Source organism: Actinomadura rupiterrae (assembly GCF_024172125.1).
In the GTDB taxonomy this organism is placed as follows: domain Bacteria; phylum Actinomycetota; class Actinomycetes; order Streptosporangiales; family Streptosporangiaceae; genus Spirillospora; species Spirillospora rupiterrae.
This window is the reverse complement of the sequence record NZ_JAMZEA010000003.1, coordinates 1-24,289: the sequence shown is the minus strand read 5'-3', so window position 1 is coordinate 24,289 and position 24,289 is coordinate 1. Positions and strand designations below refer to the sequence as shown.

The window sequence follows — 24,289 nt, the reverse complement described above, 5'->3', positions numbered from 1 at the left end:
GGTAGCAGGGGTGGGCCTGCTGCCAGCGGTTCGGTTGCGGGTCATGCCTGGCGGGTGGGGAGGACGACGATCTCGCGGAGGTTGAGGCGCCGCGGGCGGGTCGTCACGTACTCGACCACGTCGGCGATGTCGTCCGCGATCAGGTACTCGCCGACCGACGCGAACCAGTCGGGCAGCGCCGCGCGCATCTCGTCGTGCGTGACGTTGCCCTGCAGCTCGGTTTCGGTCAGGCCCGGCTCGATGTTGGTCACGCGGACGTCCTTGGGGCCGACCTCGGCGCGGATGTTCTGCGTCAGGTGGGTGACGAACGCCTTGGTCGCGGAGTACACGTTGTAGCCGGGGAAGACCGAGTGCGCGCCGATCGAGGAGATGTTGACCAGGTCGGCGGCGCGGCCGTCACCGGCGGCGGCCACCAGGTCGGGCAGGAAGGCCCGGGTGATCCGCAGCAGCCCGGTGATATTCAGGTCGATCATCTGCTGCCACTCGTCCTCGCGACCGTCCTCGATGGGCGAGGGCAGCATCACTCCGGCGTTGTTGACCACCAGGTCGACGCGTCCGAGCTCGTTCTTGATCCGGGCCACGGCGGCGTCGACCGAGGCCGGGTCGGTGACGTCCACCGCCAGCGGCAGGATGTTGTCGCCGAGCTCGTCGGCGAGCTTCTTCAGCCGGTCCTCGCGGCGGGCCAGCGCCGCGACCTTCACGCCCTGGGCGGCCAGCCGCCGGACGACGGCCTCGCCGATCCCGCTGGACGCCCCGGTCACCACTGCGATGCGCTTCAGTTCGTTGCTCATGCACATCATGCTGGCCGCGCGCGACCCGTCCACCCAGTGCTCGCCCGTGCCTAGGCATGCCAGGACTACTTTGGGCCCGGCGCACTCTCGCCGGGCGGTACAGGGCGAACGCGGTGGTCGAGGAGTGCTCCGCGGGCTAGTGCGGCGTCGTTTGCTGGTGATCGGTCGCGGCGGGACGTCCCGACACGGGAGAATCGCCGGGTGCAGTCGGAACCTGACGAGTATGCGGAGCTGGTGCTCGACACCGTGGACAGCATTCCGCCCGGACGGGTGCTCGCCTACGGCGACATCGCCGAGATGCTGGGCGTGGGCGGACCGCGCCAGGTCGGACGCGTGATGTCGCTGTTCGGCGGAGGCGTCCCGTGGTGGCGGGTGGTGCGCGCCGACGGAAGCCCGGCGTCCGGACACGAGGTGCGCGCGATGGAGGAGTACCGCGTGGAAGGCACCCCGCTCCGCCCGGACGGCCGCCGCGTCGACATGCGCCGCGCGCGGTGGGAGGGCCCTGTTGCCTAACGGCCGCGCTCGTATGGCGGGGTTAGAGGGCTACGAAGGTTAGGCCGCGTTGTTTCAGGGCGGGGAGGACGGTTCGGAGGGCTTCGATGGTTTCGCGGCGGTCGCCGCCGCCGTCGTGGCAGAGGAGGACGTCGCCGCCCTTCGCGCCGAGCATCGAGCGGCGGATGTGCTCGGTGCCCGGACGGGACCAGTCGCGCGGGTCGATGTTCCACGCGATCGGCATCATGCCCTGGCTGCGGCACTGTTCGAAGATGAACTGGTTCCAGTCGCCGCCGGGGGAGCGGAAGAACTTCGGGGAGTATCCGGCCGCGTTCTCGATCCGCTCCTTCGCCTCCATGATCTCGCGGCGGATGCGGTCCTGGCCGATCGCGGCGAACGGGCTCGGGTGGGTCTGCGAGTGGTTGGAGATCTGGTGGCCGGCGGCGGCGATCCGCTCGACGACCTTCGGGAACATCTTCACCTGCGAGCCGATGAGCGAGAACGTCGCCTTGATGCCGTGCTCGGCGAGCAGGTCCAGCATCATCGGCGTGTAGACCGGGTGCGGGCCGTCGTCGATCGTCAGCGCGACGGCGGTAGGCGGCGGCGGGGGCTGGAGCTCGCGCAGGTCGAACAGCGGGGTGCGGGCGGACTGGAGCGGCGAGGACGTCCAGCTCGCCGGGGGCGCGGTGCGCGGCGCGGCGGTCGGGGGGTGGTGGCGGCCGGACGTCCCGGCGGCGTGGCCCGCGGTGTGCTCCTGGCCCTTGGCCGATCCGCCCGACATCAGCTCGTCCGCTGCGAACGCCGTGACCGCGGTGAGGCCGGCCGCGGCGAGACCGCCGAACAGGACCTTCCGGCGGTTGAGCCCCTTTGACGGGCGTCCCAGCCGCGGCATGCCCTCGCCGGGCGGACGGCCGAGCTCGTCGGAGGACGGCGCGCCCGGCGGCTGCATGTCCGGGGGCTGCACGCCGGGCGGTTGCGCGCCCTGGCGGGACGGGTTCGAGCTGCGGATCGGCAGCGGCATGTCCTGCCTGGTCGGCCCGGACCCGGGCCGTCCTCCGCCCGCCGGGCCCGCTCCGGACGTTCCACCTGCCGAGCCGGGGGCGGGCGGTCCGCCTGCTGAGCCGGGGCCAGTCGTTCCACCTGCTGAGCCGGGGCCAGGCGGCCCACCTGCCGAGCCGGGGTCGGGTGGGACGTTCGCTGAGCCAGGGCCAAGCGGTCCGCCTGCCAAGCCGGGGCCGGGCGACCCACCTGCTGAGCCGGGGTCGGGCGGTCCGCCTGCTGAGCCGGGGGCGGGTGGGGGTGTGTCGGGCGCGCCGGGGGAGAGGTCGCTGCGGGTCGCGTCCGGGTCGGGGGTCTGGCCGTCGTCGCGCGGGTCCGTGGTTCCCACCCCTTCGAGCATCGCGTCGTCGATCTCCGGGCACCGTATCGCCAACGTGCCCGCCCCTCCCCGTCGAAACCCCCGGGAATCCCAGAAAGACGCTGAATGGGAGCTGAATCACTGCCGAACGCCGCCCGGGGTGTCCGCGCGCTCACCGTGCGGCACATGGACGACATGCGGTGGATGTGGTCCGGGGAGTCCCGATGATCTGCTGCAATGAAATGTCGTGTCAGCAGCCTCGTATCGTCTCGTGCGCCGCGCGGGTCCCGCGCGTACCGCCGCGCCCGCTCTGGACGAGCGGCAGCGCGCGGTGGTCGACCATGCGGGCGGTCCGCTGCTGGTGCTGGCCGGGCCCGGCACCGGCAAGACCACCACGATCGTCGAGGCGGTCGTCGACCGGATCGAGAACCGGGGCACCGATCCCGAGCGCGTGCTCGTCCTGACGTTCAGCCGCAAGGCCGCCGGGGAGCTGCGCGAGCGGATCACCGGACGCCTGCGCCGGACGACCCGCACCCCGCTCGCGCTCACCTTCCACAGCTACGCCTACGCGCTGCTGCGCCGCGACGCCGTCCTGAACGACGAACCGGCGCCGCGGCTGCTGACCGGCCCCGAGCAGTTGCTGGAGGTACGGCGGCTGCTGCAGGGCGAGCTGATGGACGGCGCGCGCGGCTGGCCACAACGATTGCACGAGACGCTCGCGACGCGCGGGTTCGCTGAGGAACTGCGTGATTTCATGTTGCGCGCGGGCGAGCGCGGCGTGTTCCCCGAAGACCTGGACGCCATCGGACGGCAGCGCGGACGCGACGACTGGGCCGCGATCGCCGGGTTCATGACCCGGTACGTCGACAGGTTCGCGCTCGACCCGACGCCGACGTTCGACTACGGCGAGCTGATCCACCTCGCCGCCGGGACGCTGGCCGAGGAAGAGGTCCGGATCCGCGAACGGGACGCCTACGACGTCGTCTTCGTGGACGAGTACCAGGACACCGACCCCGCCCAGGAGGAACTGCTCCAATACCTTGCGGGCGACGGCCGCGACCTCGTCGTCGTCGGCGACCCTGACCAGTCCATCTACGGCTTCCGCGGTGCGGACGTGCGCGGCATCCTGGAGTTCCCGCAGCGCTTCCGGACGCTCGACGGCGCGCCCGCCCCGGTCGTCGCGCTGCGCACCTGCCGCCGCATGGCACCCGAACTCCTCGTCGCGTCCCGCCGCATCGCCCGCCGCCTCCCCGCAGGCACGTCCCTCGCCGCCGAACACCGAGCCCTCCGCCACCCCTCCGAACTAACCCCCACCCCAACGCCCGCCCAAACCGACGGTCGGTCCGCTGCGCCCCCTACCCAAACCGACGGTCGGTCCGTTGCCCCTCCCGCCCAAACCGACGGTCGGTCGGTCGCGCCTTCTGCCCAAACCGGCAGTCGGTCCGTCGTGCCCCCCGCCGTCCAAACCGACGGTCGGTCCGCTGCACCCCAGGCCCAAACCGACGGTCGGTCGGTCGCGCCCCAGGCCCAAACCGACGGTCGGTCTGCTGTGGCTTCCGCTCAGACCGACGGTCGGTCTGCGGCGGCGTCCGGGCAGACCGATGGTCGGTCTGGTGCGGCGTCCGGGCGGACCGATGGTCGGTCTGGTGCGGTGTCCGGGCGGGCCGGTGGGCGGTCGGGTGGGGGGGCTGCTGGGGATGAGGGGATTGCGGGGGAGGTTCGGGCGGTTATTGCGGACTCGGAGTCGCAGGAGGCGGCGCTTGTTGCGGATGAGTTGCGGCGGGCGCATCTGCTGGACGGGGTGCCTTGGTCGCGGATGGCGGTGCTCGTCAGGAGTGCGGTGCGGCAGGTGCCTACGTTGCGCAGGGCCTTGGCGCAGGCCGGGGTGCCCGTCGTGGTCGCGGGGGACGAGGTGCCCCTGGTTGGGGAGCCTGCCGTCCGGCCGTTCCTGCTGTTGCTGCGCGCTGCGCTCAAGAAGGACTTCCTGGACGAGGTCGTCGCCGAGGATCTGCTGACCAGCACGCTCGGCGGCGCCGATGCGCTGGCGATGCGGCGGCTCAAGCGGGCGCTGCGGGATCTGGAGGAGATCTCCGGCGGGCGGCGCGAGCTGTCGGAGTTGCTGGTCGCGGCCGTGAACGATCCGCGCGAGCTGGTGCTCGTCCACGAGAAGGTGCGCGCGCCGGCGGAGCGGGTCGCGCGGCTCGTCGAGGTGGCGCGGCAGCGCGCGGCCGAGGGGGCCAGCGCCGAGGAGGTGCTGTGGGACGTCTGGCAGAAGTCCGGGCAGGCCGAGGTGCTGCTGGAGCAGAGCGTGCGCGGCGGCATGCGCGGCGCGTCCGCCGACAGGGATCTGGACGCGGTGGTCGCGCTGTTCGACGCGGCGGCGCGGTTCGTCGACCGGTTGCCGCAGGCGGGCCCCGAGCTGTTCGTGGACACCGTGTCGGCGCAGGAGATCGCCGGTGACACGCTCGCCGAGAGCGCGCCCGACGGCGAGGCCGTAAGGATCCTGACCGCGCACCGGTCCAAGGGCCTGGAGTGGGACGTGGTGGTCGTCGCGGGCGTCCAGGAGGGCGTCTGGCCGGACACGCGGCTGCGCGGGTCGCTGCTCGGCATCGAGGAGCTGGTCGAGCACGTCGCCGGGTCGCAGGTGCCGGACGAGGGCGCGGCGGCCGGGGCGTCCCTGTCGGCGAAGATGATGGACGAGGAGCGCCGCCTGTTCTACGTCGCGGTCACGCGGGCGCGGCGGCGGCTGGTCGTGACGGCGATCGGCGGGGACGACACCGAGGAGCGGCCGTCCCGGTTCCTGAACGAGCTGCTGCCCGGCGCGATCGAGCAGTCCCAGCTGGACGAGAAGACCCGCTGGCTGTCGCTGTCGGCGCTGGTGGCGGACCTGCGTTCGGTCGTGGCCGACCCGGCGCGGCCGGCGCCGATGCGGAGGGCGGCGGCCGGGCACCTGGCGCGGCTCGCGCGCGCGGGGGTGCGGGGCGCGCGTCCGGAGAACTGGTACGCGATCACCGCGCTGTCCGACTCGGGCCCGGCGTTCGCCCCGGACGAGCAGATCACCATCTCGCCGTCGCAGGTCGAGACGTTCACGACCTGCGGCCTGCGCTGGCTGCTGACCTCGGCGGTCGGCGCGCAGGAGGGCGGCCCGAACGAGTACTCGACGATGGGCAAGGTCGTGCACGCGGTCGCCGAGATGGCGGGCGGGGACGACGGCGTCACCGAGGTGGACGTCGCGCGCCGCCTCGACGAGATCTGGAACGACCTGGACTTCCGCTCGTCCTGGTACTCCGAGAAGCAGCGCGAGCAGGCCGCGGCGATGGTCGACAAGTTCCTCACCTGGCACAACGAGAACCCGAACGAGATCGTCGCGCTGGAGGAGTCGTTCAAGGTCGACCTCGGCCGGGTCGTGATCAAGGGACGGATCGACCGCGCCGAGCGGGACGCCGAGGGCCGGGCGGTGATCATCGACATCAAGACGTCCACCACCGCGGTCGGCAAGGGCGACCTGGCCCGGCACCCGCAGCTCGGCGTGTACCAGTACGCGGTGATGCTCGGCGCGTTCGAGCGGCACGGGCTGGTCGAGCCGGGCGGCGCGAAGCTGGTCCAGGTCGGCAAGGCGGCGTTCGCGAACCGCGTCCGCGAGCAGGAGCAGCCGCCCCCGTCGGACGACCCGGACCCCGAGTGGCCGAAGAAGCTCGTGGAGATCGTCGCGACCGGGATGGCGAGCGAGGTCTTCCAGGCGCGCGCGAACGACAAGTGTCGGACCTGCCCGGTACGGTCCTGCTGCCCGGTGCACGAGGAGGGGGGACAGGTCGGTCCATGATCACTCCGGCGGAGCTGGCGCGGCTGCTCGGGGTGCCGGAGCCGACCGAGGAGCAGGCGCGGGTCATCGAGGCGCCGATGGCGCCGATGGCGGTGATCGCGGGCGCCGGGTCCGGCAAGAGCGAGACGATGGCGGCGCGGGTCGTCTGGCTGGTCGCGAACGGGTTCGTCCGGCCCGAGCGGGTGCTCGGGCTGACCTTCACCCGCAAGGCGGCGGCCGAGCTCGGCGTGCGCGTCCGCAAGCGGCTCGACACGCTGCGCGAGCAGCTGCCCGCGCACGAGCTGGAGCGGCTCGGCGGCGAGCAGATCTTCGACGGCGAGCCGATGGTGTCGACGTACCACGCGTACGCGGCGCGGCTGTTCGGCGACCACGCGCTGCGCGAGGCGCTCGAACCGACGATGCGGCTGATCTCCCCGGCGGTCGCGTGGCAGCTGTGCTCCCGCGTGGTGGACGCCTACTCCGGCCCGATGGACAAGATCGAATGGTCGCCGGACACCGTCACCAAGGCCGTCATGGAACTCGGCGGCGACCTGTCGGAACACCTGAGAACACCCGATGACGTCCGCCGCATCGGCGAGCGGCTCGACGCGATGTTCGCCTCGCTGAAGAAACCGCTGAAACCGCAGCGCGACATCCTCGCCAAGCACGAGGTGCGGGAGCAGCTGATGCCGCTGATCGAGCGGTACCAGGCGGCCAAGCGCGAGCGCGAGGTCATCGACCACGGCGACCAGATGGCGCTCGCCGCGCGGATCGCGCGCAACCACCCCGAGGTCGGGATGATCGAGCGGTCCCGCTTCTCGGTCGTCCTGCTCGACGAGTACCAGGACACCAGCCAGGCCCAGCTCGTCCTGCTGACCTCGTTGTTCGGCGGCGGGCACGCGGTCACCGCGGTCGGCGACCCGTGCCAGTCGATCTACGGCTGGCGCGGTGCGAGCGCGGGCAACCTGCTGCGGTTCGCGCGCGACTTCCCGCGCCGCCCGGCGGTGGGGAACGCGCCGGCCGAGCCCGCGCCGATCAACAAGCTCAGCCGCAGCTTCCGCAACGGCGAGCGCATCCTGCTCGCCGCCGCGCGCGTCCAGGCCGAGCTGCGCGAGGACGCGCGGGACGTGCCCGTCCTCATCCCCGGCGCGGGACGCGACGGGCGCGGCCGCGTCGAATGCGCGCTGTTCGCCACCATCGAGGACGAGGCCGACCGGATCGCCGAGCGGATCGTCCAGCTCATGGGCCCGACCGAGTACGCGCCGGACGGCGGCCCCGCCGGGGACGAACCGCTGAAGTGGTCAGACATCGCCGTCCTCACCCGGAAGCGGTCGCAGTTCCCGCTGCTCAGGCGCGCCCTGGAGCTGCGTGACGTGCCGGTCGAGGTGGTCGGGCTCGGCGGCCTGCTGACCGTCCCTGAAGTGCAGGACGTCGTCGCGACCCTGCGCGCGATGCACGACCCGACCGCCGGAGCGTCCCTCGCGCGCCTGCTGACCGGGCCGCGCTGGCGCCTCGGCCCCCGCGACCTGGTCGCGCTCGGTCGCCGGGCGCGCGCCCTGGCCACCGAGCAGTCCCGCGACATCACGCCGCCCGAACCGTCCGCGGACGCGCCGCCGCCCGACACCGGCGAAACCGGGGACGAAGAGGCCGTTCCGGACGACCCGCTGCGGCAGCTGGTGTCGGAGCTCAACCAGGAGACCGGCAGCCTGGTCGACGCCCTGGACGACCTCGGCGACCCGTCCGCCTACTCGCCGGAGGGTTTCGGACGGCTCCGCCGCCTCCGCGACGAGCTGCGGCACCTGCGCTCGCAGGTCGGACTGCCGCTGCCCGACCTGGTGGCCGAGGTCGAGCGCGCGCTCGGCCTGGACATCGAGGTCGCCGCGCGGTCCGGCCTCGACCCGGTCACCGCGCGCGCTGACCTGGACGCCTTCGTCGGCGCCGCCGCCGACTTCGCCGGTGACGCCGAGGACCCGACGCTCGGCGCGTTCCTCGCCTACCTGAAGGCCGCCGAGTCCGAGGAGTTCGGGCTGGAGGCGGGGCGCGTCGGCGAGACCAACAGCGTGAAGCTGCTGACCGTCCACGCGTCCAAGGGCCTGGAGTGGCCGGTCGTGATCGTGCCGGGGCTGTCGTCGGTGCCGCAGAAGAACGGGTCCCCGGCGAAGGGGTCGGTCTTCCCGTCCCCGCCGCAGAACACCACGCGCTGGACGGCCAACCCGCGCGTCCTGCCGTTCCCGCTCCGCGGCGACTACGCCGACCTGCCGAAACTGAACGGGCTGGAGAAGGACGACCTCGCCCGGTTCGACGAGCAGTCCATCCGCCGCGACCTGCTGGAGGAGCGGCGGCTCGCGTACGTCGCGCTGACCCGCGCGTCCGCGCTGCTGATCGCGACGGGCTACTGGTGGGGGTCGTCGAGCCGCGCGATCGGGCCGTCCCCGTACCTGGAGGAGGTCCGCGAGGTGTGCGTCGCGGGCGCGGGCACCGTCGCGGTGTGGACCGACCCGCCCGGCGAGGACGACGCGAACCCGCTGCTCACCGAGCAGGAGGAGGCGCAGTGGCCGGTCGCGCCCGGCGACCTGCGCAACGCCGACTCGTCCGCCCGCGCGCGTTATGAGGCGATCGTCGAGGCCGCCGGGATGGTCCGGGACGCGATGCACGGCAACACCGGCCTGTGGGCGGGCACCGACGGCCTGACCGACGACGACCGGGGCCGGATGACCGCGTGGGCGCGCGACGTCGAGCTGCTGCTCGCCGAGCGCGACCGGGGCCGCTCGGGCGACGGGCTGCTGGTCGAGCTGCCCGCGAACCTGACCGTGTCGTCCCTGGTCACGCTCGCGAGCGACCCGGGCGCGCTGGCCCGGCAGATCCGCCGGCCGATGCCGCGCAAGCCCGCCCCGTACGCGCGCCGCGGCACCGCGTTCCACGCCTGGCTGGAAGGGCGCTGGGGCCAGCAGCGCCTCATGGACATGTTCGAGCTGCCCGGCTCCGCCGACGACGACGCGGCCGACGACGCGCAGCTCGAACTCCTCCAGGAGATGTTCGAGAAGTCCGAATGGGCGAACCGCGAGCCGCTGGACGTCGAGGTGCCGTTCGAGACGATCATCGGGGACCGGCTCGTCCGGGGCCGGATGGACGCCGTCTTCCGCGACGGCGACGGCCGGTACGAGGTCGTCGACTGGAAGACCGGCCGCCCGCCGACCGGCGCCGCCGCCGAGGCCGCCGCCGTCCAGCTCGCCGCCTACCGGGTCGCCTGGGCCGAGCTCGCCGCCGTCCCGCTCGACCAGGTCAGCGCCGCCTTCCACTACGTGAAGGCGAACCGCACCATCCGCCCGTCCGACCTCCTCGACGGCCCCGGCCTCGCCGCGCTCCTCGACAAGGTCCCCGCCGCCTGACGACCAGGTGCCCGCCGTCTGACGACCAGGTGCCCGCCGTCTGACGACGTGGTGCTCGCCGTCTGACGACGTGGTGCTCGCCGTCTGACGACGTGGTGCCCGCCGTCTGACGACGTGGTGCCCGCCGTCTGACAGGGCCGCTGACCGCGTCGCCTGACAAAGGGGGCGTCCGGCCCTGTTCAGGAACAGGGGAAACGGGGAAGATCCCGGGGAACCCCGAGGAGGCTGGCGTGACGGCGACCCCTGTGGAACGGCGCGAGGCGCACGGCGAGACGATCGTGCACGAGTTCACGAGGCAGGCGGCGGGCTTCGAGGACCCGCTGCGGAACGCCGCGTTCACCGCGCAGCTCGGCCGGCTCGTCCGGTTCATGGAGCCCGAACTCGACCCCGAGGACGTCGTGCTGGAGGTCGCCGCCGGAACGGCGCTGGTCTCCCGGGCCGTCGCCGGACGCGTCCGGCACGCGACCGCGCTCGACCTCACGCCCGCGATGCTCGCCGAGGGCAAGCGCGCGGCGGACGCCTCGGGCGTCACCAACATGACGTTCACCAGGGGCGACGCGACCGCGCTGCCCTACCTCGACCGCTCGTTCACGCTCGTCGTCACCCGCTTCTCCCTGCACCAGGTGGACGACCCGGACGCCGTGGTCCGCGAGATGGCCCGCGTCGCGCGGCCGGGCGCGGCGATCGTGATCGCCGACCTCGTCCGTCCCGAGGGGCTCGCGGGCGACCCGGACCGGATCGAGCGGCAGCGCGACCCCTCGCACGGGACGCTGCGCACCGAGGCCGAGATCGCCGCGATGCTCGCCGCCGCCGGAGCCGAGGTGCGCCGCGCCGACCGGTTCGAGGTCGTCCGGCCGCTCGACCCGTGGCTGGCGTTCACCGGCACGTCGGACGAGCTGTCGGCGGTGATCCGCAAGGAGCTGGAGGCCGAGCTGGCGGGCGGCGCGCCGACCGGGATGCGTCCCGTCCTGGTGGACGGCGCCCTGCACTTCACCCACTCGCACGCCTTCCTCCAGGCGACGGCAGGCTGAACTGGCCGGAGAGGACGCCGCGGGGCCACTTTCGGGCGATAGCAGGGTGAAGCGGACCGCTATTTCGACCAAACGTTCGACGATCTTCGCTCGGGTGTTCTATGTTGTCGAACATGGGTTCCAGCACCGCTCTTCCCCTGGAGCGCGAACCGGCCGCGCTCGCGATGCGGATCGGGATCGTCGCGGCCGAGGCCGCGCTCGCCACCTTCGCGCGCAACCTCGACCTCGACGACCTCGCGGACGGCGGCGTCGACTTCCGCGGCGCCATCGGCCCGGCCGAGTGGCCCGTGTTCTCGCTGGTCATCGACACCCTCGCCGAGTCGAACGCCGACGACGGCCGCTCGCTGGACGAGCGCCGCGCCGACGCCCTGAACGACCTCGCCCGCATCTGCATGGCCGCCCGCACGAACGCCGCTGCCTGACCGCCTTCGTCAGGGCATCGACGCCTGCCCCCGGCACCACCGCCGCCCGAGCGCGCCACCCTTGCCGCCTGGCCGCCTTGCGGCATCGGAGATGTCGCGTCTCTTGGGCGCCACTTCACTCATCCGTCGCGTTGCTCGCCTGTCGCGTCCGGAGCGTCCGGAGCGTCCGGAGCGTCCGGGACGCGCTCTGGGCACAGGTCCGCGCGGGGGTCAGAATGGGGGGGAGCGGGCGGGCGGAGTTGGCGCGATGCGGCATCCGGTGGCGGTGGTGGCGGGGCTGTTCGTGAGCATGGTCGCCGCGCCGATGCTGATCGCGCTGGCGTGTGAGCTGCTGCGGCGGCGCTGGCTGCGGCGTGGTGGGCTCACGGTCGGCATGGTCGTCGAGTGCCGCTCCGAACGGGTGACGGTCGGGCCGCCGACCTGGCTGGTGAGAGACGTCCGCTATTCGGTCGTCCGTTATACGGACCGGGCCGGGGGCGAACACACCCTGCGGGCTCAGGAGCTGCCCGTCGGCGAGTACCTGCGCGTCGTCTACAACCCCCGGCGCCCGCACCGGGCCATAGCCGGAAAGGACGAGGAGATCGTGCCGCTCGCGGTCGGGGGAGCGTGTGCGGCACTCCTCGCCGCGGGCTTGCTGGTGTGGGGGTGGTGACCGGGGTCAAGGGGTCAGGGCGCGGGATTTGACCTTGCCTGTACTGGTGCGGGGGAGGTCCTCGACGAAGTGGACGTCGCGGGGGACCTTGTAGCGCGCCAGGTGGTCGCGGACGTGGTCCTTGACGGCGTCGGCGGTGAGGGACGCGCCGTCGCGGCGGACGATCCAGGCGGCCAGACGCTGGCCGAACGCGTCGTCGTCCACGCCGCGGACGGTGACCTCGGCGACGTCCGGGTGCGCGCCGAGCAGCTCCTCGACCTCGCCGGGGAAGACGTTCTCGCCGCCGGAGACGATCATGTCGTCGGCGCGGCCGTCCACGAAGAGGCGGCCGTCGGCGTCGAAGTGGCCGAGGTCGCCGCTGCCGGTCAGGCCGTCGCGGACCTGCTTGGTCCCGCCGCCGGTGTAGCCGGTGAAGCGCAGGCCGCCGCCGGTGTAGATCTCGCCGATCTCGCCCTGCGGGAGTTCGGCGCCGTCCTCGTCCAGGATCTTGATGGTGAGGCCGAGGGACGGCTTGCCGACGGTGCCGGGCGCGGCGCGGAGGTCGGCGGGGGTGGCGATGGTCGCCCAGCCGGTCTCGGTCGCGCCGTAGATGTTGATCAGGACGTCCCCGAAGGCGTCCATGAAGCGGGACGCGAGGTGCGGCTGGAGCGCCGCGCCGCCGCAGACGACCGCCTTGAGGGACGCGGGGCGCGGGCCGTCCGGGACGTCCAGGAGCCGGGCCAGCATGATCGGGACGGCCACCAGCGCCTCGGCTCCGTGCTCGTCCATCAGGCGGAGCAGCCGCGCGGCGTCGAAGCGGCGGGTGAGCACCAGCGGCATGCCGAGGCCGAGGCCCGCGAAGCAGTACGCCATCCCGAGCAGGTGGAACAGCGGCGGGCCGACCGCGATCGGCGCGCCCGACCTCAGCGGGACGCGCATCATGTGCGTGATCGCGGCGGGCAGCAGCATCCCGACGCCGAGGTCGTGGCGCGCGCCCTTCGGCGTGCCGGTCGTGCCGGACGTCATGACGATGACACGGCTCGTCCGGGACGGCTTGAACGGCTCGGCGATCGTCGTGGCGAGCAGGTCGTCGACGGAGACGTGCTTGCCGTCCGGGTCGTCCCGCCAGGCGTGGACGCGGAGCCCGGTGTATCCGGACTCGTCCACCACGGCGTCGAACTCCTGGTCGTGGACGAGCACGCCGACACCCTCGCGCGCGGCGACCTCGCCGAGCTGCGGCGCGGAGAAGTCGGTGTTGAGCAGCACGACGTCGTTGCCGAGGCGGGACACCGCGAGCACGGCCTCCACGAAGCCGCGGTGGTTCCGGCACAGCACGCCGACGCGGTCGGACTCCTCGACGCGGCTGCGTAGGGCGGTCGCGAGGACCGCCACGCGGCGTTCGAGCTCGGCGTGCGTGAGCGATCCCCGGTCGTCCAGCAGGGCCGTGCGGTCGGGGAAGCGCAGCGCGGACATCGCCTCGACCGTCCCGGGCGTCGCGCCGTAGCGGACGAACTGGAACGGCATCCGGAGGGCCCGGTCCGGACGGACCGGGTGCAGCACCCCCGCGTCCCAGACCGCCCGCGGAACCCGCGCCACCGCTCTCACCAGCCCGAACGCCACGGTCTTCTCCTTCACGGGGGGACGTGCCGAGATCAACGACATACCCGGCAATGCGTCAGATATGTAGTCGAACGGCCGCGGTCGGCGAAGGGCTGCGGTCAGGATGTGAGCTGTTCCACACCCAGCGGGTTGGCGACCTGGACATATCCGGCGGAGCGGTCGGCGGAGCGGGTCCAGCGCGTCCGCAGGTTCGCCTTCGCCGGAACCGGGACCCCGGCGCGCAGCGCGCGCAGCCGCGGATGGTCGCCCGCGAAGTGCGCGCGCGCCGCCCGCCACAGCTCCGGTTCCAGATCCGAGCCGGGACGCAGGTCGGCCAGCGCGGCGGCGATTTCGGTCAGGTGGTTGATGAGCAGGCAGTAGACGACGCGGTCCCAGCCCCGGTCGGCGTCATAGGTGACGGCCTCGCGCACGCGCGCGGGGAGATGGGCCAGATCCCAGCGCCCGGCGACGAGCTTGGTTCCTTCCAGGTCGCGGAACGCCGCCTGGACTGGCATCCCGTCGTCGTCCACGCAGACGAGCACGTTCTGTAGGTGCGGTTCCAGGACGACGCCGTGCTCTAGGAACGCGCGCAGAACGGGCGGTACCACGTGCGAGACGTAGGCGTCCCACCAGTCCAGCGGGTTTCTGTGCGCAGCCGGTAGATCGGCGAGGTTTTCAGGCATGGCCAGCGCAGCGGCTACCAGCGGACGCCCTTCCAGGCCCTTCACCCCCTGCCGGACGATCACGCCCAGCCCTTCGTGCAGGCGCCGGTCGGCCAGCGCCAGCGACCGGTACGCGGGTTCGGCCAGCAGCGTCGCGTTGATTTCCTCGAATACCGGACGCAGGAGCCGGTCCAGCTCGACCGCGCCGGCCAGCTCGTACCAGGCGTTCTTCCGGACGCAGTTGGTGATCCGGACGTCCAGGCTGAACTTCAGGAACGCGTCCGCATCCGGAAGGTACGCCGTCCGGACCGATGAGGTGGGGAAGGCTTCTGCCGGGCCTGGGCCCAGGTCGCGGACGAGGCCGCTGGCGAAGGCGCGTTGGAGGAGCGGTTCGTCCTTCAGGAGGGACAGCTGCCAGGGATGGGCGGGCAGCAACCGCCGTCCGGGGGGCGCTTTGAACGGCTCAAGCCTCGCGAACGCGCGCGGGTCTCCTTCTTCGACGAGGAGCGCATCCGGAACTGCTAGCCAGTGCGGCCGAAACCTCGCTCCCGCTTCGGGCGCATAGCGCAGCCACTCGTCGACCGCGCCTTGCCGAGCCTTCGGCGACGGGTGAAAGCGATGGCCGAACACAAGGCTCTGCTCGGATGCGATGAACGCATCGGTTGGCATGGCTTTCTGGGCTTCGCGGGTCGCGAGGATCGCTTCGAGCGACCGGTGGCTGTCCTCGACCTGCGTGGTGAACTCGGGGTTGGCGCGTCCGGTGGAGAGCTCCAGCTCCCCGGCGATGAGCGAGGTCAGGCGCGGCCGGCCCGCCGGGATCCACGCGCCGTCGCGCTGCTCCTCGAACGGCGGGACGAGCCGGAAGGACGGCCCGTGCGGCTTGCGGGCAAGGCGCGCCCGCAGCAGGACGCCGACGCGGGGGAGGCGCATGACCAGGCGGTCGTCCCGCGTCCAGAGCTGCCGCTCGGGGCCGCAGACCTCGCGGACCAGGCAGTTCAGCAGCGCGGTCGCCGTCCCGTCGGCCGCGGCGGCCAGCGCTGCGGGGGCGGGGGCGGTGTGGGCGTGGGTGTGGGTTTCGGTCAAGGAAGGTTCCGTAGGTAGTTGGGCCCGTCGGGGCCGTAATGCTTGTTGATGTCGGCGGCGCCGGTGCGGGCCTTGTCGACCAGGGTTCCGGCGGTGACCATCGCCTTGGTGGGGAAGGTGGGCGCGTCCAGGACGCGGGCGCGCAGGAACGCGGCCTCCGGCCCGGCGGACGGGACGAGCAGCGCGTCCAGCCGGTCGCGGATCATCGCCAGGCCCTCCGCGCGCGGCAGCAGGCCGTGCTCGGCGAGGGCGAACGCGGGCGCGGCGGCGCACAGGTGCAGCGTGATCGTGACGAACACGCGGGCGAGGGCCTCGCGGTCGCGCGTCCGCATCCGGTGGTCCCCGAACGGGCAGGGCGCGCCGAGGACGTCCGGGTTCACGAGCATCCCGTCGTTGTCCTTCAGCAGTAGGCGGAGCGGCTCGCCGGGAGCCAGGACGAGCGCGACGTTCTGCTGGTGCGCCTCCAGGGCGATACCGCGCTCGAACAGCGCGACGTTCCAGCCCAGGAGCGCGTCGAGGTACTGGCCGAAAAGGTTTCGGACGTTCCAGCGCTCGATGACGAGCCCGCCGTCCGGGTGCGGCGCGGTGAGCGCGGCGACCGGCACCACGTGCGCGCGTTCCGTTCCGGCCGGGAAGCGGCGGACGAGGTAGGCGAGTAGCGGCGTTCCGGCATGTCCGTATGTCTGCTCGTCCGCGAGCAGGACGGGGCGGTCCTCCTCGTCCAGGACGGTCCGGAGCAGCCGTTCGGCGAGCGCGCCGTCCGGGAGGGTGCCCGGGACGATCGTCCGCCGGTTCCGCAAGCCGAGCGTGCTCGTCGGCAGCGGCACCTTCACGTGGACGAGCGGGTCGGCGGCGAGCGTCCGCATCGACAGCGTCGGACGCGCCGGACGGAACGCCTCGGGCAGCACGTCCGCCTGCTTCCGGACGTCCGGAACCGCCAGCGGATGGACCGGAAACAGATCCGGATCGGGCCACCAACCGGGCAGCTCGCCCACGGCGGTGATCTCGCCGCGCGGCACCCGCGCCCAGCGCAGCGGGAACTCCGGCGCGAACTCGGGCGCGTGCCGTCGCAGGTCGGTCGGGGTGAGGCCGGACCGCGCCCGCGAGCACGGATACACCGGATGCTCGGCGTGCGCGGCGAGCGTCTCGTAGAAGACCCCCGGCCCGAGCGGATCGGAATCGGCGAGCCGCCGCATGACCTCTGGGCGGGCGCTTTCGCAGAGCAGCGTCGCGGTCAGCGCCTCTCGGCACTCGCGCACGAGCGCGGCCACGTCGTCCTGGCGGTGAGCGACGCGTTCGGCGAGCGCGAGGACATCCGCTAGGCGGAGTTCCTGTTCGACGTCGACGACCGCGTCCGTGAGGAAACCGGGGTGGAGGCCGCCTGCTGAGCCGTCCGCGCGCAGTTTCACAGGCGCGGTCCCCGGCGGGGTGAGGTGGCCATCGCGCGCGTACGAGCGGAGACCTCCGTAGTCCTCGCGAAGCAACGCGTCCAGGACGCGCGCGGCGAGCACACCTTCGGTGGAAACACGCGGGGGATGGGGGGCGCGGCGGGCCCGGTCTAAGGAAGGCGACTCCTCCAGGCCGAGCCCCCGCGCGTCAAGGGACGTCCAATGCGTAGTGGACGGCACTTCGCGAGTCGGCACGATCCCGGCCGCGCCGGTGTCGGCGGTCACGCGATGGTCCAGGTGTTGGTTGTGCGGAAGCGGGTCACGGCGTCCTCGACCGTGGCGCGGGACGGGCCGATCGCGCGGATCGTCCCGAGGTAGTCGCGGTTGGTGCGGGTCAGGGGAGCGTCCGCGCCGACCGGCCGCAGCGGGCGGTACGTCAGGCGGACGCCGTCCTCGTGCAGGTCGGCGGCGTCCGGGGCCGTGGTGAGGGTGCCCGCGCGGTCGGCCAGCACCCAGTCGGCGACCGCGTACGCGTCCCGGTGGGGGGACGCGTCCAGGGAGGCGAGGCGCTCGCCCAGGTGGACGCGCAGGATCCATTCGAACAGGGGGACGCCGAGCAGGTCGGCCAGCAGGAAGTCGCAGTGGTCACCGATCACCCGGTAATTGACCTCGATGATCCGCGCGCGGCCCTCGTGGACGACGAACTCGGTATGGCAGGCGCCGAACCCGACCCCGAGCGCGTCCAGCTGGGCGAGGACCTGCGGGGTCTCGGGCGGCGGCGGCGTCCATTCCAGGCGTTCCTCGACGAAGTGCGGGGGCGGGGAGAGGCGCGTCCGGAACGAGCCGAGGACGCGCAGCTCGTGCCCGTCCCCGAGGGTTTCGAGGGTGTGCAGCTCGCCGGGCAGGTACTCCTCGACGATCAGCGGGCGCCGCGTGCCGATCTCCGCGCGGCGGGCTTGCAGCTCGGCGGCGTCCGCGACGAGGAAGACGTCCTCGCTGGCCACGCCCTCGCGCGGTTTGAGGACGAGCGGGTACGGCGCGTCCGGCGGGACGCGGTCGGCGGGCGCCGCGAAGACGGCGTCGAGCGGGGCCAGGGCGCGGCGCGTCTGGAGCTTGTCCTTCGCGCGGACGGCGGCCCGCCAGTCCTTGCCCGGCAGGTCGAAGAAGGCCGCGGCGAGCGCGGTGGGGGCCTGGAGGAAGTCGGAGTTGCTGAACACCGCGTCCGGGCGTCCGGCGGCGATGAGCGCGCGGAAGTCGCCGGCGTCGCAGCGCACTACCGGGCCGTCGAAGACCGCGGCGTGCTCGTCCGGACGGTCGGTCAGGAGCGTCACGTCCAGGCCGAGCGCGGCGGCCGCGGGCAGGAACCCGTGCGCCACCGAGTCGGTGAGCCTGCCGGAGACGAGGTGGAGCGAGGCGGCCACGGCACCCTTTCACCCTGCGTAGTGAGGTTAGCCTTGCCTAACTCAAGCGGTCACCATAGTGGCCGGGCCCCGCCCGGTGTGCAAGGACGGCGCGCGCGCGTGTTGGATGGACCCATGGAGCCAGCCGAACCGGACGGACCCATCGAACCGATCGAACCGATCGAACCTGCCGAGTCCCTCGCCGCGAACGAGAACGCCGCGGCCGCCTCGGATGCCGAGCGCGAGACCGCCGCGGCCGCCGCGCTCGTCGAGCGCTGGGTGGCCCTCGCCGGGACCGCCACCCGGCACATCGGCGAGGCGCTCGCCGACCGTTACGCCGAGCCGCACCGCCGCCACCACACCGTCGCGCACCTGACCGCCGTCCTCGACCTGGTGGACGAGCTGGCCGGGCACGCCCCCGCCCCGGACGCCGTCCGGCTCGCCGCCTGGTTCCACGACGCCGTCTACGACCCGCAGCGCGCCGACAACGAGGAGCGCAGTGCCCGGCTCGCCGCCCGCATGCTCGCCGACACCGACCTGTCGGCGGAGCGCGTCGCCGAGGTCGTCCGGCTGGTCGAGCTGACCGAGACGCACGACCCGGACGACGGCGACCCCGACGGGCAGCTGCTCTGCGACGCCGACCTGGCTGTCCTCGGCGCGGACCCGGAGACCTACGCCGCCTACACCGCCAACGTCCGCGAGGAGTACGCGTTCGTTCCGGAGGAGATCTTCCGCGCCGGGCGGGCCGAGATCCTGCGCGGCCTGCTCGACCTGCCGAAGATCTTCCACACCCCGGAGGCGAACGCCCGCTTCGAGGCCGCCGCGCGCCGCAACATGAGCACAGAACTGATGCTCCTCAACGCCTGACGCCCGCTCCTCAACGCCTGACGCGGCGCCGCTCCGACGCAGGTCCCCGCAGTGCCGTCAGGGCTTGGGCTCCTGCGCAACGCATGGCTCTGACGTCCCCTAGAGTTCAGGGGCAAAGCATCATGCAAGGGAGCATGTCAGTGGACGTTGTGGAGTACATCCAGGCCAACAAGGCCCAGTTCTTCGCGGATCTCAAGGAGTGGCTGGCGATCCCGTCCATCTCCGGAGACCCGTCCCGCCACGACGACGTGCGCCGCTCGGCCGACTGGCTCGCGGACTACCTGCGCGGCCTCGGCTTCCCCACGGTGGAGGTGTGGCCGACGCCCGGCCTGCCCGCCGTGTTCGCCGAGTGGCCCGCCGCCGATCCGGACGCCCCGGCCGTCGTTGTCTACGGCCACCACGACGTCCAGCCGGTGACGCCGCTGGAGGAGTGGGACACCGACCCGTTCACCCCCGTCGAGCGCGGCGACCAGCTGGTCGGGCGCGGCACGTCCGACGACAAGGGCCAGGTCTTCTTCCACACCCTCGGCCTGCGCGCCAACCTCGCCGCGAGCGGCGCGGACGCCCCACCCGTCACGATCAAGCTGCTGGTCGAGGGCGAGGAGGAGTCCGGCTCGGTGCACTTCGCCGAGCTGCTGCGCGCGCACCGCGACCGGCTCGCCGCCGACGCCGTGATCATCTCCGACACCACGATGTGGGCCGCGGACGTGCCGTCCATGTGCACCGGCATGCGCGGCCTGACCGAGGCCGAGGTCACGCTGCGCGCGGCCGACGTCGACCTGCACTCCGGCTCGTTCGGCGGGGCCGTCCCGAACGCGCTGCACGCCATGGTCGAGCTGCTCGCCAAGCTGCACGACGCGGACGGGCGCGTCGCCATCCCCGGCTTCTACGACGACGTCGTCCCGCTGACCGACGAGGAGCGCGAGCTGTTCGCGCGGCTCCCGTTCGACGAGGACGCCTGGCTGCGCACCGCCGGCAACAGCCGCGCCGCCTACGGCGAGGCCGGCTACACCACCCTGGAGCGCATCTGGGCGCGTCCGACCGCCGAGATCAACGGCATGTGGGGCGGGCACACCGGCCCGGGCGGCAAGACCATCGTCCCCCGCGAGGCGCACGCCAAGATCTCGTTCCGGCTCGTCGCGGGACAGGAGCCCGCGAAGGTCCGGGACGCGTTCGGCGCCTGGATCGAGGCGAACGCCCCGGCGGGCACCGAGGTCGAGGTGCACACCGAGGGCGGCGGCGTCCGGCCGTGCTTCTCGCCGATCGACTCGGCCGGCGTGGCCGCCGCGCGGCGCGCGATGGAGAAGGCGTTCGGCACCCAGGTGCTGTTCACCCGGGAGGGCGGCTCGGGCCCCGAAGCCGACCTCGCCGACATCCTGGACGCCCCGCTGGTGTTCGTCGCCGTCGGCCTGAACGACGACCGCATCCACGCCCCGAACGAGAAGGTCGAGATGCCCCTGCTCCTCAAGGGCGCCGAGGCCGCCGCCTACCTCTGGGACGAACTCGCCACCGCCCTCCGCTGACCGGGCCGGGGGCTGGGTGGTGCGCTGGGGCCTGCCTCACAGTGACCTCGGCCACGCGCGCGAATCGCGTGACCAACCCGGTGCCGCGAAGCCGGAGGCGAGCGGCACCGGGTTGGTTGTGAAGCGATGCCGCGTTCGCCCAGACGCGGTCACGGAGCGAGCCGTTAGTCGAGCGCGGTGAGCCGCTAGGCGAGCCCAGTGGGCCCGCTAGGCGAGGGCAGTGGGCCGAGACTGCGGAAATACGCGCTAGCGTGATCGGGTGAGCGAATCCCCCCTGGCAGGAAGCGAAGTCGGCGGCGGCGCGGAGCCGCTGGAGTGGTTGGCGCTGGCGCGCGGGACGCTGGACCGGGCCGGCGAGCGGCGCTCGGACGAGGCGTTTCTCGACGCGGCGTGGAACGATCCGCGCACCCGCGTGCTGGTACTCCGGGACGGCGAGGTCAACGCGATCATCGACCCGGACCCCGCGCTGGTGCTGCTACCCCCGGCGGACGCGCCGCCCGGCGACCGCTACTTCCTGGGCCTGGACGAGGACGGCACCGCCTACTTCGCCGTCACCGGCCCGCTCCCGGCGGTCGAGGGCGCCCGGGCCGCCGGCCTGCGGCGGATCGGCGCACTGCTCCCGGACCGCGACTCCGGCCTGCTGACCCACGCCGTCGCACTGGAGCACTGGCACCGCTCGAACCTCTACTGCCCGCGCTGCGGGACGAAGACGGAGATGCGGCAGGCGGGGCACGTCCGGCACTGCCCGAACGACGGCACCGACCAGTTCCCGCGGCTCGACCCGGCCGTGATCATGATGGTCACCGACCAGGACGACCGGCTGCTGCTGGCCCGCGGCCCGCAGTGGCCCGCCGACCGCCGCTCGATCCTCGCCGGGTTCGTCGAGCCCGGCGAGTCGCTGGAGCAGGCCGTCGCGCGCGAGGTGCACGAGGAGGTCGGGCTGGCCGTCGAGGACGTCCGCTACCTGGGCAGCCAGCCGTGGCCGCTGCCGCAGAGCCTCATGATCGGCTTCATGGCCCGCGCGGACGGCACGCTACCGCTCGTCCCCGACCCCGCCGAGATCTGCGACCCCGGCTGGTACACCCGTGACGAGCTGACCGAGGCGATCGAGGCCGGCCGCATCGTCGCGCCGGGCCCGCTGTCGATCGCCGCCCAGCTCATCATGCGCTGGTACGGCGGCCCCCTCCCGAAAATGCCCCTGTTCTGACCGCCCGGCCGGACTCGTGGCGCGCTACGGCGTGGACGGCGACGACGTAGGCGAGGTCGAGGGCGGCGGTCGCGATCATGAGGTAGGGGAGCAGCGGGCCGTGGCGCCACGGCTCGTCCTGGAGCCAGATCCAGGACGCGGCCGACGCCAGGGCCGTCCCGACACCCTTGGTGAGCGCGATCCAGACCGACTGGCCGCGGGTCGAGCCGCGGGCGATGAGCATCGACAGGAACAGCCCGGACATCATCAGGTTCTGGCCGAACGCGGCGAACGTGGCGAGGCCGTGGTCGAACTGGCGGCTCACGAGGTCCACGCCGAGGTAGCCCATGACCAGCACGGACGCCAGCATCGCGAGGAAGCCCCAGCGCGGCAGGAAGCGGAACTCGCGCGGCCCGTACGCGACGGTCAGCGCGAGGATCGCCACGTCGAACCCGAACCAGACGTAGTTGACGACCAGCTGCATCCCGTCGCCCGGCCGGACGAACGAGAAGATGAACTCCCAGCCGAGGTTGGCGGCGAGCGCGGCGATCGGCATGCCGTAGGTCTTCTCGCGCCGGCTCGTCCAGATGATCAGCAGGTAGGTCGCCGTCCAGGCCAGTCCGGAACCGAGCGACAGCGCGTCCGCCACGTCCAACGTGAAACTCCTTCGCGTCATCGAAACGCGCCAAGGCTAGCCATGCCGGGCAGACCGCGGAAATGCCGAAGGCCCTTCCGTTACCCGAACGGAAGGGCCTTCGAAGGAGCCGGGAGGACGGGACCGCGACCGGGGTGAGCCGGACGGGCGTCCGCTGCGGGTCCGGGGCGCGTCAGGTCTCCGCCGCTCGACGGGCGCGTCAGGCCCGGGGCGGGTCAGGCGCCGATGAGGCGCTTGACCTCCTTGGCGCTGGGGTTGGTCAGGACGACCTCGCCCGCGTCCGGCGTCCGGATCACGACGGTGGGGACCGTCTGGTTGCCGCCGTTCACGCTCATCACGAACTCGGCGGCCTTCGGGTCGCGCTCGATGTCGACCTCGACCATCTCGATGCCGTCCCTGCCGAGCTGGGTCTTGAGGCGGCGGCAGAACCCGCACCACGTGGTCGTGTACATGGTGATCCGGCCCTGCTCGGACTTCTCGGCGGCCTGCGTCGTCATCGCTCTCGTCGGCTCCTCACCTGGACGGTCTCGGTCGTGCCTGAGCGATAACACCCGGACTCCCAAGGACATTCCGCCCTCGGCGCCCACGGCGTCCACGCCCCGGCGGCCCCCACAGCCTCCCATCCGTCCGGGCCGTCCCTCCAACCGGTGCCGCACCGCCGCGCCCGAGCGGGGTTTTCGCGCGGGGGCGCTTCGAGCACCGCGGCGGGCCTGCCACCATGGGGGGATGCAGGCGGAGGCGGTGCTGGCGGGGCTGGACCCCGAGCAGCGGGCGGTGGCGGAGGCGACGCGGGGTCCGGTGTGCGTGCTGGCGGGCGCCGGGACGGGCAAGACCCGCGCGATCACGCACCGGATCGCGTACGCGACGCTGACCGGGGTGGTCGCGCCGCAGCGGGTGCTGGCCGTGACGTTCACCACGCGCGCGGCGGGCGAGCTGCGGTCCCGGCTGCGCGCGCTCGGCGCGCCCGGCGTGCAGGCCCGCACCTTCCACGCGGCGGCGCTGCGGCAGCTGACCTACTTCTGGCCGAAGGTGGTCGGCGGCGACCCGCCGAAGATCATCGAGTCCAAGCTCGGCCTCGTCCGGGACGCGGCGCGCGAGTGCGGGATCAACCAGACCGACATCGCGAAGCTGCGCGACATGGCGTCCGAGATCGAGTGGGCGAAGGTCACCCAGCACCGTCCCGAGGACTACATGGACGCCGCCGCCCGGTTCGGCCGCAAGCCGTCCACCGACGTCGTCGAGGTCGCGCGCGTCTACGCCGAGTACGACCGGCTGCGCCGCGAGCGCAACCTGCTCGACTTCGAGGGGATGCTGGAGCTGACCGTCGCCGTCCTGCACGACGAGCCGCAGGTGCTCCGGCAGGTCCGCGAGCAGTACCGGCACTTCGTGGTGGACGAGTTCCAGGACGTCAACCCGCTGCAGAAGATGCTGCTCGACACCTGGCTCGGCGACCGCGACGACCTGTGCGTGGTCGGCGACCCGAACCAGACGATCTACTCCTTCACCGGCGCGACCTCGTCCTACCTGCTCGACTTCACCAAGCAGCACAAGGACGCGAGGATCGTCCGGCTCGTCCGGGACTACCGGTCGACGCCGCAGGTGGTGAAGCTCGCCAACGACGTCATCGGCCGCGCCCGAGGCGACGCCGCGAAACGCCACAAACTCGAACTCGTCGCCCAGCGCGAGGACGGCCCGGACCCGGTGTTCAGCGAGTACGGCGACGATGCGTCCGAGGTCGCCGACGTCGCGCGGCGCTGCCGCAAGCTCATGGACGAGGGCGTCCCCGCGCGCGAGATCGCCGTCCTGTTCCGGATCAATGCGCAGTCGGCCCGCATCGAGGAGGCGCTGAACGACGCGGGCGTCCCGTACGTCGTGCGCGGCGCGGAGCGGTTCTTCGAGCGTCCCGAGGTGCGCGAGGCCGTCGTCCGGCTGCGCGGCGCGGCCCGCGCCGGCGGCGACGCCGAACTGGACGGGCTCGGGTTGATACAGACCGTCCGGCACGTCCTGACGG

18 protein-coding genes are annotated in these 24,289 nt (G+C 72.9%); 10 read left to right on the top strand and 8 right to left on the bottom strand.

Annotation, left to right across the window (positions count from 1 at the left end):
• Nucleotides 1-41 precede the first annotated feature (41 nt).
• Entirely contained in the window at nucleotides 42-791 is a 750-nt protein-coding gene (locus tag FHU30_RS08975) for an SDR family oxidoreductase (protein WP_253873964.1), read from the bottom strand.
• 201 nt (nucleotides 792-992) lie between these two features.
• On the opposite strand from FHU30_RS08975, the gene FHU30_RS08970 reads away from it, so the two are divergent.
• A complete protein-coding gene (locus FHU30_RS08970) occupies nucleotides 993-1,304 on the top strand; it encodes an MGMT family protein (protein ID WP_253873962.1) in 312 nt (103 codons plus the stop codon).
• A gap of 22 nt (nucleotides 1,305-1,326) precedes the next feature.
• Here the strand turns inward: FHU30_RS08970 and FHU30_RS08965 are convergent, their stop codons facing one another.
• The gene (locus tag FHU30_RS08965) at nucleotides 1,327-2,304 is read right to left on the bottom strand and encodes a polysaccharide deacetylase family protein (RefSeq protein ID WP_253873960.1); all 978 of its coding nucleotides are present in this window, start codon (nucleotides 2,302-2,304) and stop codon (nucleotides 1,327-1,329) included.
• Nucleotides 2,305-2,911: 607 nt separating this feature from the next.
• Between FHU30_RS08965 and FHU30_RS08960 the strand changes: the two genes are divergently transcribed.
• The 5 genes from FHU30_RS08960 to FHU30_RS08940 all read left to right on the top strand — a co-directional run bounded on the left by FHU30_RS08960 (nucleotide 2,912) and on the right by FHU30_RS08940 (nucleotide 11,936).
• Entirely contained in the window at nucleotides 2,912-6,463 is a 3,552-nt protein-coding gene (locus FHU30_RS08960) for a UvrD-helicase domain-containing protein (protein ID WP_253873958.1), read from the top strand.
• Nucleotides 6,460-9,831 carry an ATP-dependent helicase gene (locus tag FHU30_RS08955; RefSeq protein WP_253873956.1) on the top strand — a complete coding sequence of 1,124 codons (3,372 nt, stop codon included), beginning with the start codon at nucleotides 6,460-6,462 and terminating at the stop codon, nucleotides 9,829-9,831. The genes FHU30_RS08960 and FHU30_RS08955 overlap by 4 nt, the downstream gene beginning before the upstream one ends.
• 230 nt (nucleotides 9,832-10,061) lie before the next feature.
• Entirely contained in the window at nucleotides 10,062-10,862 is an 801-nt protein-coding gene (locus tag FHU30_RS08950; protein WP_253873954.1) for a class I SAM-dependent methyltransferase, read from the top strand.
• Nucleotides 10,863-10,975: 113 nt separating this feature from the next.
• Complete coding sequence (locus tag FHU30_RS08945) at nucleotides 10,976-11,284, top strand: hypothetical protein (RefSeq protein WP_253873952.1); 309 nt, start codon at nucleotides 10,976-10,978, stop codon at nucleotides 11,282-11,284.
• Nucleotides 11,285-11,531: 247 nt separating this feature from the next.
• Nucleotides 11,532-11,936 (top strand): DUF3592 domain-containing protein, encoded by a 405-nt coding sequence (locus FHU30_RS08940; RefSeq protein ID WP_253873950.1) that lies wholly within the window; start codon nucleotides 11,532-11,534, stop codon nucleotides 11,934-11,936.
• A 6-nt stretch (nucleotides 11,937-11,942) separates the two neighbouring features.
• On the opposite strand, the gene FHU30_RS08935 is transcribed toward FHU30_RS08940, so the two are convergent.
• The 4 genes from FHU30_RS08935 to FHU30_RS08920 all read right to left on the bottom strand — a co-directional run bounded on the left by FHU30_RS08935 (nucleotide 11,943) and on the right by FHU30_RS08920 (nucleotide 18,068).
• Nucleotides 11,943-13,550 (bottom strand): AMP-binding protein, encoded by a 1,608-nt coding sequence (locus tag FHU30_RS08935; protein ID WP_253873948.1) that lies wholly within the window; start codon nucleotides 13,548-13,550, stop codon nucleotides 11,943-11,945.
• Between the two features lie 83 nt (nucleotides 13,551-13,633).
• Entirely contained in the window at nucleotides 13,634-15,259 is a 1,626-nt protein-coding gene (locus tag FHU30_RS08930) for an IucA/IucC family protein (RefSeq protein WP_253873946.1), read from the bottom strand.
• On the bottom strand, nucleotides 15,256-16,932 hold the full coding sequence (locus FHU30_RS08925) for an IucA/IucC family protein (protein WP_308211241.1): 1,677 nt from the start codon (nucleotides 16,930-16,932) through the stop codon (nucleotides 15,256-15,258). The genes FHU30_RS08930 and FHU30_RS08925 overlap by 4 nt, the downstream gene beginning before the upstream one ends.
• On the bottom strand, nucleotides 16,929-18,068 hold the full coding sequence (locus FHU30_RS08920; protein WP_253873944.1) for an ATP-grasp domain-containing protein: 1,140 nt from the start codon (nucleotides 18,066-18,068) through the stop codon (nucleotides 16,929-16,931). The genes FHU30_RS08925 and FHU30_RS08920 overlap by 4 nt, the downstream gene beginning before the upstream one ends.
• Before the next feature lie 114 nt (nucleotides 18,069-18,182).
• On the opposite strand from FHU30_RS08920, the gene FHU30_RS08915 reads away from it, so the two are divergent.
• From FHU30_RS08915 to nudC, 3 genes are all read left to right on the top strand, one after another.
• Nucleotides 18,183-18,914 carry an HD domain-containing protein gene (locus FHU30_RS08915; protein WP_253873942.1) on the top strand — a complete coding sequence of 244 codons (732 nt, stop codon included), beginning with the start codon at nucleotides 18,183-18,185 and terminating at the stop codon, nucleotides 18,912-18,914.
• Between the two features lie 140 nt (nucleotides 18,915-19,054).
• Nucleotides 19,055-20,437, top strand: a complete 1,383-nt coding sequence (locus FHU30_RS08910; RefSeq protein WP_253873940.1) for a dipeptidase — start codon at nucleotides 19,055-19,057, stop codon at nucleotides 20,435-20,437.
• A gap of 259 nt (nucleotides 20,438-20,696) precedes the next feature.
• Nucleotides 20,697-21,644: an NAD(+) diphosphatase gene (gene nudC / locus FHU30_RS08905; protein WP_253873938.1), complete on the top strand. Its 948-nt coding sequence runs from the start codon at nucleotides 20,697-20,699 to the stop codon at nucleotides 21,642-21,644.
• On the opposite strand, the gene FHU30_RS08900 is transcribed toward nudC, so the two are convergent.
• Together FHU30_RS08900 and FHU30_RS08895 are read right to left on the bottom strand one after the other, a co-directional pair.
• Entirely contained in the window at nucleotides 21,598-22,272 is a 675-nt protein-coding gene (locus tag FHU30_RS08900) for a transmembrane-type terpene cyclase (RefSeq protein ID WP_443612887.1), read from the bottom strand. The genes nudC and FHU30_RS08900 overlap by 47 nt on opposite strands.
• 221 nt (nucleotides 22,273-22,493) lie before the next feature.
• Nucleotides 22,494-22,775, bottom strand: a complete 282-nt coding sequence (locus tag FHU30_RS08895; RefSeq protein WP_253873934.1) for a glutaredoxin domain-containing protein — start codon at nucleotides 22,773-22,775, stop codon at nucleotides 22,494-22,496.
• A 229-nt stretch (nucleotides 22,776-23,004) separates the two neighbouring features.
• Between FHU30_RS08895 and FHU30_RS08890 the strand changes: the two genes are divergently transcribed.
• Nucleotides 23,005-24,289: ATP-dependent helicase (locus FHU30_RS08890; RefSeq protein WP_253873932.1), on the top strand; the 1,285-nt coding region annotated here is incomplete at its 3' end.

Coding starts and splice junctions, on each gene's coding strand:
- FHU30_RS08940 (WP_253873950.1), top strand. CDS start 11,532: ATGCGGCATCCGGTGGCGGTGGTGGCGGGGCTGTTCGTGAGCATGGTC.
- FHU30_RS08975 (WP_253873964.1), bottom strand. CDS start 791: ATGAGCAACGAACTGAAGCGCATCGCAGTGGTGACCGGGGCGTCCAGC.
- FHU30_RS08965 (WP_253873960.1), bottom strand. CDS start 2,304: ATGCCGCTGCCGATCCGCAGCTCGAACCCGTCCCGCCAGGGCGCGCAA.
- FHU30_RS08945 (WP_253873952.1), top strand. CDS start 10,976: ATGGGTTCCAGCACCGCTCTTCCCCTGGAGCGCGAACCGGCCGCGCTC.
- FHU30_RS08955 (WP_253873956.1), top strand. CDS start 6,460: ATGATCACTCCGGCGGAGCTGGCGCGGCTGCTCGGGGTGCCGGAGCCG.
- FHU30_RS08915 (WP_253873942.1), top strand. CDS start 18,183: ATGGAGCCAGCCGAACCGGACGGACCCATCGAACCGATCGAACCGATC.
- FHU30_RS08895 (WP_253873934.1), bottom strand. CDS start 22,775: ATGACGACGCAGGCCGCCGAGAAGTCCGAGCAGGGCCGGATCACCATG.